The sequence below is a fragment of the Armatimonas sp. genome (assembly GCF_031410135.1).
GTDB lineage: Bacteria > Armatimonadota > Armatimonadia > Armatimonadales > Armatimonadaceae > Armatimonas.
On record NZ_JANNYP010000770.1, the window covers coordinates 1 to 9,395 of the forward strand.

The 9,395-nt window shown below is 57.4% G+C and carries 11 protein-coding genes and 1 pseudogene; 9 read left to right on the forward strand and 3 right to left on the reverse strand.

Going from position 1 to position 9,395, the window contains the following annotated elements; all coding sequences use genetic code 11:
* Nucleotides 1-507: pseudogene (locus RMO15_RS28275) on the forward strand (hypothetical protein); the annotation flags it as partial.
* Nucleotides 504-1,565 (forward strand): phosphatidate cytidylyltransferase, encoded by a 1,062-nt coding sequence (locus RMO15_RS28280; protein ID WP_309720884.1) that lies wholly within the window; start codon nucleotides 504-506, stop codon nucleotides 1,563-1,565. The pseudogene RMO15_RS28275 and the gene RMO15_RS28280, both read left to right, overlap by 4 nt.
* A 23-nt stretch (nucleotides 1,566-1,588) precedes the next feature.
* On the opposite strand, the gene RMO15_RS28285 is transcribed toward RMO15_RS28280, so the two are convergent.
* Nucleotides 1,589-1,954, reverse strand: coding sequence for a hypothetical protein (locus tag RMO15_RS28285; protein WP_309720888.1), 366 nt, complete (start codon nucleotides 1,952-1,954; stop codon nucleotides 1,589-1,591).
* Nucleotides 1,955-2,118: 164 nt separating this feature from the next.
* Between RMO15_RS28285 and RMO15_RS28290 the strand changes: the two genes are divergently transcribed.
* The 5 genes from RMO15_RS28290 (at nucleotide 2,119) to RMO15_RS28310 (ending at nucleotide 7,033) form a co-directional block, all read left to right on the forward strand.
* Nucleotides 2,119-2,697, forward strand: a complete 579-nt coding sequence (locus tag RMO15_RS28290) for a hypothetical protein (protein WP_309720890.1) — start codon at nucleotides 2,119-2,121, stop codon at nucleotides 2,695-2,697.
* Between the two features lie 14 nt (nucleotides 2,698-2,711).
* Nucleotides 2,712-4,082, forward strand: coding sequence for an anaerobic sulfatase maturase (locus RMO15_RS28295; RefSeq protein WP_309720892.1), 1,371 nt, complete (start codon nucleotides 2,712-2,714; stop codon nucleotides 4,080-4,082).
* Between the two features lie 72 nt (nucleotides 4,083-4,154).
* Entirely contained in the window at nucleotides 4,155-4,955 is an 801-nt protein-coding gene (locus RMO15_RS28300) for a glycosyltransferase family 2 protein (protein ID WP_309720895.1), read from the forward strand.
* A 6-nt stretch (nucleotides 4,956-4,961) separates the two neighbouring features.
* On the forward strand, nucleotides 4,962-5,954 hold the full coding sequence (locus RMO15_RS28305; RefSeq protein ID WP_309720910.1) for an NAD-dependent epimerase/dehydratase family protein: 993 nt from the start codon (nucleotides 4,962-4,964) through the stop codon (nucleotides 5,952-5,954).
* Nucleotides 5,951-7,033, forward strand: a complete 1,083-nt coding sequence (locus tag RMO15_RS28310) for a DegT/DnrJ/EryC1/StrS family aminotransferase (RefSeq protein WP_309720898.1) — start codon at nucleotides 5,951-5,953, stop codon at nucleotides 7,031-7,033. Before RMO15_RS28305 ends, RMO15_RS28310 begins: the two co-directional genes overlap by 4 nt.
* 3 nt (nucleotides 7,034-7,036) lie before the next feature.
* Here RMO15_RS28310 and RMO15_RS28315 read toward each other — a convergent pair whose 3' ends face one another.
* Both RMO15_RS28315 and nudC read right to left on the reverse strand, forming a co-directional pair.
* Nucleotides 7,037-7,471 (reverse strand): hypothetical protein, encoded by a 435-nt coding sequence (locus RMO15_RS28315; protein ID WP_309720901.1) that lies wholly within the window; start codon nucleotides 7,469-7,471, stop codon nucleotides 7,037-7,039.
* A gap of 254 nt (nucleotides 7,472-7,725) precedes the next feature.
* On the reverse strand, nucleotides 7,726-8,541 hold the full coding sequence (gene nudC / locus RMO15_RS28320; protein WP_309720904.1) for an NAD(+) diphosphatase: 816 nt from the start codon (nucleotides 8,539-8,541) through the stop codon (nucleotides 7,726-7,728).
* Between the two features lie 24 nt (nucleotides 8,542-8,565).
* Between nudC and RMO15_RS28325 the strand changes: the two genes are divergently transcribed.
* Nucleotides 8,566-9,132, forward strand: a complete 567-nt coding sequence (locus RMO15_RS28325; RefSeq protein ID WP_309720907.1) for a carboxymuconolactone decarboxylase family protein — start codon at nucleotides 8,566-8,568, stop codon at nucleotides 9,130-9,132.
* Nucleotides 9,133-9,395 (forward strand): carboxymuconolactone decarboxylase family protein (locus tag RMO15_RS28330; RefSeq protein ID WP_369016174.1); only part of this gene is annotated, 263 nt, incomplete at its 3' end.

The following is a 9,395-nucleotide window of genomic DNA, read 5'->3' on the forward strand; positions in this document are numbered from 1 at the left end:
CCCCCCGCCCCCGATAACGGGGGAGCCAATGTTGGGGGTTTTGCGCTCTTTGCCGCCTCGGATCTGCCATTTCTGTGCGCGGAGTCCGTGCGCTGGCTCGTGGAAAACGCCCCCGAAGATGCTGACATCGTCTTTCCCATCACGGATCGCCAGCGCTACGAGGCGCGCTTTCCCGGCACTCCGGGCTCGTGGACAAAGCTCCGCAATGGTGAGCTGACCGGCGGCTCGGTCTTTCTGATGCGTCCCGCCGTGATCCAGCGCAACCGTGGGCTGATCGAGAAAGTCTTCAACGCTCGCAAGAGCCAGTGGCAGATGGCGCAGCTACTCGGCCTAAGCTTCGCTCTGAAGTTCGCCACCGGTGGCCTCACCATCGCCGACGCCGAAGCTCGTGCGAGCGCACTCACTGGCTGCCGCTGCCGCGCCCTGCCCGACGCCCACCCGCATCTGGCGTGCGACCTAGACACCCATGAAGAATGGCTCTACTTGAAAGGGCTATCACACCCATGAGCGATCCCCGTGAGCGCCTACGCGAGGCGGCCAACGAAGCACACGAGCGTGTTCGCATTGCTCAGGAGCAGATGCGGGAAGCACAGGAGCGGGCTGCCGCTCTGGGGCGTGAGTACGCCCATGAGGCACAGGAGCGAGCCAAGACGGTCAGCGCGACGATGCCCCCAGGGTTGCCCAAGCGCCTTCTCTCGGCGTTTGTGGGAATCCCGCTGATCCTGGCACTGATCTTTGTGGAAGTCTGGCCAGACCGCTTTCCGGGGATTGTCTTCACCCTTGCGGTGGCGCTCATCGCCCTGATCTGTGCCAGTGAGTACTTTAAGGCGCTCAAGCACCGTGGCTTCCGCCCTAACGAGCAGCTATCCTATATCGGGGTGGTAGTTCTCCAGTTCGCGGCCTGGAATGTGAGCCGAGGTCAGCTTGTCAACTTCTTGCCCGTGATGCTGGTCGTTCTGACGATTGCCACTCTGATCAATCAAGTCCTACGGCGTGAGTCGGAGCCGGTGGCGAACCTCGGGGTGACTCTCTTTGGCGTGGCCTATGTCGGGTGGCTTGTCTCGTACTTGGTCTTCCTGCGCTCCCTGCTGCCCGGACAAAGTATAGCCATTCCTCTGCCTTGGGGAGATGGCCCCTCGGTGAGCTACGGCGCGTGGCTGACGCTTTATGTGATCGCCGTCACCTGGATGACCGACACCGGAGCCTATGCCTTCGGGGTGCGCTTCGGAAAAAACAGCCGCAAGCTCGCGCCTAGTCTCTCGCCCAACAAGACCGTGATTGGCGCTATCGGGGGGCTGATTACCGCCACCCTCACGTCACTTCTCTGGGGAGCATGGGCGCACCTGCCATGGTACCACTGCCTGATTTTGGGCCCGATTCTAGGCGCACTGGGCCAAGTCGGTGATCTGTGTGAGTCCGCCCTCAAACGCGACTTAGGCATCAAAGACTTCGGGGGAATCATGCCTGGCCACGGCGGCTTATTGGATCGCTTCGACTCGCTCCTCTTCACCGCCCCCATCGCCTACTACTATCTAGCCCTTATCGTCCCCCGAATCCACCTCTAGCAATCTACACCTAAAGCCTGACGCTACTTTTTCGAAGCAAACTCTTCGAGGATTTTTTGCTGCTCAGGGGTATAGATGGCCTGTTCTTCTTCTTTTTGCTTCACTTTAAGGGGCTCTAGCTCCTGCTGCTTCTTCGTCACAATGGCATCCAAAGCAGCCTTGGCCTTCGGATCCATCGATTTTCCACCACGCCCACTGGCCATTGCCTCCGCTTGATACGGCTTGGTCAGCTCCACGTACTTTTTTTCAATGGCCACCGCCTCAAGAGTGTACTTACGACGAATTTCCTGAAGCTTGCTTTTCTGGTCTTCTGTCAGATTGAGTTTTGCCTGTAGCTCCCGTGTGGCAGATCGTGGAGCAGGCTGATTGGTGTTGGGAATGTTTGTCACTTCATCCTGTTTGCCACACCCCGAAAAAATAGATCCCAGCCCTACAAGGCAGAGGCTAGGAAGGGTTTTAAATACTCTTTGCATAGCCCTATCATATCTGAGTGTTTTTCTTTGTGCATCTGATTCCCCATTTTTGTACCGGCATCATGTCGTATAATCTCTCCATGAAGCACTGGCCCCGAATCCTCTTGGCTTGTCTCCTACTACTGGTCGTGGCTTGGCTTCTCCTCCCTCATTTTCATCCCACCCGCGCCTATACCTTCACACGCGGTGATTGGACAGGCCACTGCTGGATTCTCCACAAGGACGGCCACGACTACCCCATTCAGATAGAAGGGAAAAACTCAGACTCGGAAGCCTGGATGAGTTTCGACGCGCTGGACTACGATCTGGTGCAGTTTAACCGCGAGCGTTTTGTTCTTGTTGGCGAGCTAGAGCGCTTCCCGACGGGTAAGCTGGGAATCTATCTGGGCGGCCAAAGCGATCTGTTTCAGACACTCGTCGGCTATGGCTCATGGCTTAAGGGCCGCTCCCCGGATACAGACGACATGCCTGCGTATCATTTTCGCCTGCGCCACTGGTACTTGAAGCCTCCCTTTCAGAAAATCACACAGAAAAAGGGGATTCTTGACGATGTGCCTCTCAAGTATAAAACATTGACAAAGCTCCAACGGGAGCACTTTGATGAGAATTTCCTCAAACGCTTTCCCAGCTTCAATCCGCACCGATATGAATCACCATAGCGTATAATTGAACCATGCCCTCAACCCCCTTGCTGACCGGAGTGGGACAGCTCCCCGCGTTTCATGTAATGACCAAGCCCATCGGGCCGATCTGTAATCTGGACTGTCGCTACTGCTTTTATCTGGAAAAAGAAGATCTCTACCAGAGTGAGCGTAAACAGCGCCCCTCGTGGGAGATGCCTCCCGAGATTTTAGAGAGCTACATTCAGCAGTACATCGAGAGCCAGAGTGTCCCGGAGATTAACTTCGCCTGGCAAGGTGGAGAACCCACGCTTCTTGGAGTGCGATTTTTTGAGCGTGTCGTGGCGCTCCAGAAAAAATACGCCAATGGCAAGACGATCCACAATGCTTTCCAAACCAACGGGACGCTTCTCGATGACGCGTGGGGCGAGTTTCTTTCCAAAAACAACTTTCTCATTGGGCTTTCGGTAGATGGCCCGGCGCACCTGCACGATGCCTATCGAGTAGACAAGCAAGGCCGCCCGACGTTTGAGCGCGTGATGGCGGGCATGGCGGTGCTGAAAAAACATGCGGTTGAGTTCAACACGCTCACGGTGGTCAATCGCAAGAACTCCCAGGAACCGCTGGCGGTCTATAAGTTTTTGCGGGAAATGGGCTCGGGCTACATTCAGTTCATTCCACTGGTAGAGCGCAATCCCATTGCCCCGATTGAGACGCAAGATGGCCTGATCCAGCTCTCCCTGGCGACGCCCGCACAGCCGGGTCAGCCGCGCTCGCCTGTCACCGATTGGTCCGTACGCTCGGAAGACTACGGCAAGTTTCTCATCGCCATCTTCGACGAGTGGGTGCGGCGCGACATTGGCCGGACCTTTGTCCAGATGTTCGATGTGGCCCTCGGCAACTGGGCGGGCGCTGGCCCCAGCCTGTGCGTCTTCTCGGAGACCTGTGGCGCAGCACTGGCACTAGAGCACAACGGGGATCTCTATGCCTGCGATCACTATGTTTATCCCGACTACAAACTGGGAAACCTAAAAGACACCCCCCTTAGTGAGCTGGTGAATAGTGAGACAATGCGCAAGTTCGGCAACGACAAGCGCGACACGCTTCCCAAGTACTGCCGCGAGTGCGATGTGCGCTTTGCCTGCCACGGCGAGTGTCCCAAGCATCGCTTTCTCAAAGCCCCCGATGGGGAGTGGGGCCTGAACTATCTCTGCGCCGGATACTTAAAGTTTTTCCACCACGTAGACCCCTACATGAAAACCATGACACGCCTTCTTCACGCAGGCCGTGCCCCCGCAGAGCTGATGGCGATGATCCTGCAAAAAGAGACAGCAGCGGCAACAACCAAGAAAGCACCAGGCCGAAACGATCCTTGCCCCTGCGGTAGCGGAAAGAAATTTAAGGTATGTTGTCTGCGACATTAACTCCCACAACCCATGCACGCTCCTGATCCTGCCTTAAAACTATATGTCGCACCCCTGCCTGAGCAAACTCCAATGCCCTGGGAAGTCATCGCACAGGATAGAGTCGCACGAGATATTCTTCCACAGCTTTCTGAGGGAGAGAGCCTGAGTGTGATGTTTCCTGCCTACAACGATGCTCATACCATTGGCTCGCTTGTGGACTGGTCGGCGAAGATCTTGGCACGTGTGGCGAGCGACTATGAGATTATCGTGGTCAATGATGGTAGTCCTGATCAGACTGCTGCCGTGCTCGCCGACCGCACGCAAAAATATCCGTTTTTGCGGGTGGTCACCCATGAAAAAAATGCAGGCTACGGGGCGGCACTTCGTAGCGGCTTCGCAGCGGCCAGCAAGACCCATGTTTTCTACACCGATGGCGACGGTCAGTACGACCCGACCGAGCTCGTCGTGCTCCTTCCCCAGATGGTCGAAGGGGTAGGCATGGTAAATGGCTACAAGCTTAAGCGCAGCGATAACTGGGTGCGGGTCGTGGTGGGACGTAGCTACCACTGGACTGCGAAGTTTCTCTTTGGACTCCCCATCCGTGATACAGACTGCGATTTCCGTCTGATGCGGCGAGAAGTTCTCGAATCGCTGACCCTCACCTCCAATAGCGGCTCCATCTGCCCGGAGCTGGTCTTCGAGATGAAAAACTCCAAAATGAAGATCATGGAAGCGGGGGTGCACCACTATACACGCGTCTCCGGGACATCCCAGTTCTTCAAGCCCCAGAAAATTATCGCCTCACTCGGAAAGCTCCTTGCTCTGTGGCGCAAGCTGATTCTCTGGCGCGCGGGGGGACGAGTTCTGCGCGCTCTAGGGCTGCGAAAGTAGTTTTTGGTGATCGACTTTGCCGGAAAAGACTGTCTCATCACGGGGGGGCTGGGATTTATCGGGAGTAACCTCGCCCACCGACTTGTGGCGCTAGGAGCAAGTGTCCATATCGTAGACTCGCTCATTCCTGGCCACGGGGGAAACTACCATAACCTGGCTGGCATTGAGCATCAAGTCACGGTCACCGAGGCAGACATGCGTGACCAGGCGATGCGCTCGCTCGTGCGCCGCCGCGATGTGATCTTCAATCTCGCGGGTCAGGTCAGCCACCTAGACTCCATGAACGATCCGGAGACGGATCTTCAGATCAACTGCCGTAGCCAGATGATCTTGATGGAGCTGGTGCGCCACGAGAACCCAGGAGCCATTGTGGTCTACACAAGCACCCGCCAGATCTATGGCAGACCTCTAGGTCTGCCGGTCTCCGAGAACCACCCGATCCGTCCGGTGGATGTCAATGGGGTCAACAATGTCGCAGGCGAGATGTACCACCTGCTCTACCACGATGTCTACGGAATTCCGACGGTCTCCCTGCGCCTGACCAACACCTACGGCCCACGGATGCTCCTCACCAAAGGTAGTACACAGGGCTTTATCACCACGTTTGTACGAGCGGCGCTGGAGGGCGGCGAGATCATGCTCTACGGAGATGGCGAGCAGCGCCGAGACATGAACGAGGTCAGCGATGTCGTGGAAGCGCTCCTACGTGCCGCCTCCACCCCCGAGTGCTTTGGCCTGGCCTTTAACTTGGGACACTTTGAAGTGGTTACTCTGCGCCAGGTTGCGGAGACACTTCAAGCGATCTGCCCAAAGCTCACCATCCGCTACATTCCCTGGCCTGAGGAAAAAAAGCGCATTGATATCGGGGACTACTACGCCGACTTCTCCCGCTTCAGTAATGCCACACAGTGGTTCCCTCGTGTGGATCTCGCCATGGGACTAGAGCGTATGGTCGAGTTTTACCGAGAGAACCAAGAACACTACTGGGGGGCGTCATGACGATTCCTTTTGCGGAGTTCAAGAGCCAGTATGCTACGCTCAAGCCAGAGCTAGATGCCGCCCTTCAGAGTGTTTTGGAGGCTGGCTGGTTTGTGCTGGGTGAGCAAGGCAAGGCCTTCGAACAAGAGTTCGGGGCCTGGCTGGGCACAAAAACAATCGGGGTTGCCAATGGCACCGATGCGATTGCTCTCGCGCTCCGGGCGCTGGGGGTCGGCGCGGGCGATGAGGTGATCACCACCCCTATGACAGCCTTTCCGACAGCAGCGGCAATCCGGCAGATCGGCGCGATTCCGATCTTTGCCGATATTCAAGCCGATACGCTCTGCCTCGATCCACAGAAAGCGCTGGCAAAGATCGGCCCGAAGACCAAGGCGATTGTCCCGGTGCACCTCTACGGTCAAGCCGCAGATCTCGGGCCATTACTGGAGTGCGGCATCCCGATCCTAGAAGACTGCGCCCAGAGCCATGGCACCCGCTGGCAGGGGCGGCTGACGGGAACAATCGGTGCGATTGCGGCATTTAGCTTCTACCCCACCAAGAACCTGGGGGCCTACGGCGATGGGGGGGCGGTGGCAACGAACGATCCGGCACTTGCCGCAACAGTTGGGAGTCTGCGCAACTACGGCGAGGGGACGCAGCGCTACGAGCACTTAATCGAGGGGGTGAACTCGCGCCTCGATGAAATCCAGGCGGCGATCCTGCGAGTGAAACTGCGGCACTTAGACGCATCCCTAGCACGCCGCCGGGAGCTTGCGACGCTCTATAACCAGCTTCTTCGGGGAGTTGAGCTACCCATAGAGGCCGTCTACAGCCACAATACCTGGCATCTCTACGTGATTCGCACCGCCCCCGAGAAGCGCGATACCCTGCGCCAGCACTTAGCGGAGCGGGGAGTTGGGACTCAGATCCACTACCCCATTCCCCAGAACCGTCAGCCTGCCTTGGCGCACCTAGACCAGCAGAATACCTGCCCAATCTCAAACGCAGAGGCAGAGAGAATTCTCTCTCTGCCCCTTTACCCCGAGCTCGCCGACGAACAGATCACCTACATAGCCGAGCAGGTAGCGGCGTTTTTCTAGACGCTAGAGCCTGGCATCAACGAGGCCCGTGATTCCCACCCCCGAGACACGCTTGAGCGAGTCCAGGTTCTTTACCTCTCGACTCTCGACCGGGATCAGGCCCTTCACCCGAATCTGAAGACCAAGCCGAGCATCCCCTTCGATCTGCGCGATGGCACGTACTTTATCCACCTGGGCTTTTGGCCCAGTGATCTGCGCAGCACCCGCGTAAGTTCCCTTGCCTAGAGAGAGGATCGGCACCACGCGTGTCTCCGTTCCCTTCGGGGGATTTCCCACAAGCCTGTCCACAAAATTATTGATGTCTCCGCCGAACTTGTCAATGGCGACGATAATCGCACCGCCCTTGAGCAGCTGATCCAGCTGAGCACTCGCACTCCGAGCGAGTACAAGCCCACTGAGCATGCCTACGGCAAAAATAGCAATCGGTAAACGTTTCATTTGATCTTTCTCCTTCTACCCCATTATAACGTCAAAAATGAGAAAGGCGCGACAGGATCTCCCCTGTCGCGCCTCGTCTCCATCTGCTCCGCACTCATCGTTGAGAGCCGCCCTGCCTCCCGGTAAACAGCCGCCAACTTCGGAGGCTGACCCAGGGCACGGCGCGATGGACTCAATCATTATACCTCGGCATCATCCGTTCTGTTCCCTAGTGTCAAATTTCACAAAAGACCCCGATTCACACTTTTCCCGTACTACTGCTGGGCGATCCAGCGATCAATGAGCTGGCGGGAGAGGGCATAGGGGGGTGGAAGCTCGGGGAGGTTGGTGTGGTGGAACCATGCGGCGTGAGAGAGCTCGGTGGGGTCGGGGACAATCTCACCCGATTCGTAGCAGCAGATAAAGCCGACCATGAGCTGGTGGGGAAACGGCCAGGTCTGGCTGCCGTCGTAGGTGCACTCCCCGACCGTGACTTGGACTTCTTCGACCGTCTCACGGCGGCAGCAGTCTTCGAGTGACTCGCCGGGCTCGACGAAGCCTGCCAGAATCGAGTAGCGCTTGCCCCAGCCTTCTTTTTGGGCCAATAAGATATTGCCCGCGCCATCGTGAACCAGAATCAGCACCGCGGGTGTGGCGGGAGGGTAGTGCGAAAAACCGCAGGCCGCACACTTCTGGTTCCAGCCGTCGTCGTTGTGGGTTGGGCCTCCACACGCCGGGCAGAAGCGGGCGTTTTTGTGCCAGCGAATGAGCTGCGAAGCATAGCCCGCGACCGTGATCTCTTCGTCGGGTAGGTGCCCAAAGAGCGAGCGCAGGCCAAGGCGCTTGACATTCTCTGCCTCCACGGCATCGTCATCGGCGGGGAGGGCTGGAGAGAACGCGAGGCACGGGACACCGTCTAAGTCACCAAGGTAGAGAGCATTTGCAGGCGCGGGAGTCTCGGAGCGCAGGAGGTGTGCCCCATGGCGATCATGATAGACGAGTAGCTCGCCTTCAGCGACAAACGGGAGGTGAATCTGTAGACCGGCAGAAAGTACGGCGGGCTTGCCAGCGGGATAGGCACGGAGAAACATGGGTCATGGTACCATGATAAGACTATGCAGCAGACACCAATCTCCACCGGAGCAGATGTGGTTTTCGCCAACCATCTGGTTCCCGAGCAGCCCACGATTTTCTTTTTCTATAAGCCTAGTAGTATGCTGGAGCAGCAGTTTTTCGATGACTTGCAAAAGCAGCTTAAAGACAAACCAGTGGGCCTGAAAGCGATTGCTCTCAAGACCGGCGATGAGCCTGTTGCACAGAAAAATGAGATCACGGCTACCCCCATGGCGCTGATCTTCGACCGCCGGGGCCGCCTGACGGGAAAGGCCACCAACCCCGATGAGCTTACCAAGCTCTCGCGGCAGGCAGGGGATGTGGCGCGCATTGACTGGGTAAGCGAGGCCACCGATCCGCGCTTTGAGCAGATCAAGAAGATGGGGGCTCCCTTTAGAGCGCCCCAGCAGATCCCTGGCATCATGCGCACGATGAGCCTCAAGCCCGAGGCGATGGCAATGGTGCAGCAGCTTGCGGGTATGATGCACTTCTCCGACGGTGCCCTGACGCGCCGCCAGAAAGAGCTGATCGCGACCTATGTCTCGGCGCTGAACCGGTGTAAGTACTGAGTGTCTAGCCATGGTGGTTTCCTGCGGTCGCAGGGACAAGATCTCAGTGATGTGGACGCAGTCGGGACGGGTGATCTCACCAAAGCCAAGGGTCTGGCTCCCAAGGAGCGCGAGCTGCTCGGCTTTGTGAAGCGGCTAACCTTAGAGCCTGCCAAAGTATCAGATATTGATGTCGAGGCGCTACGGAAAGTGGGCTGGACCGATGAGCAGATCTTCGAGGCAACGTTTGACACCGCTCTCTTCGCCTTCTTCAACCGAATGGC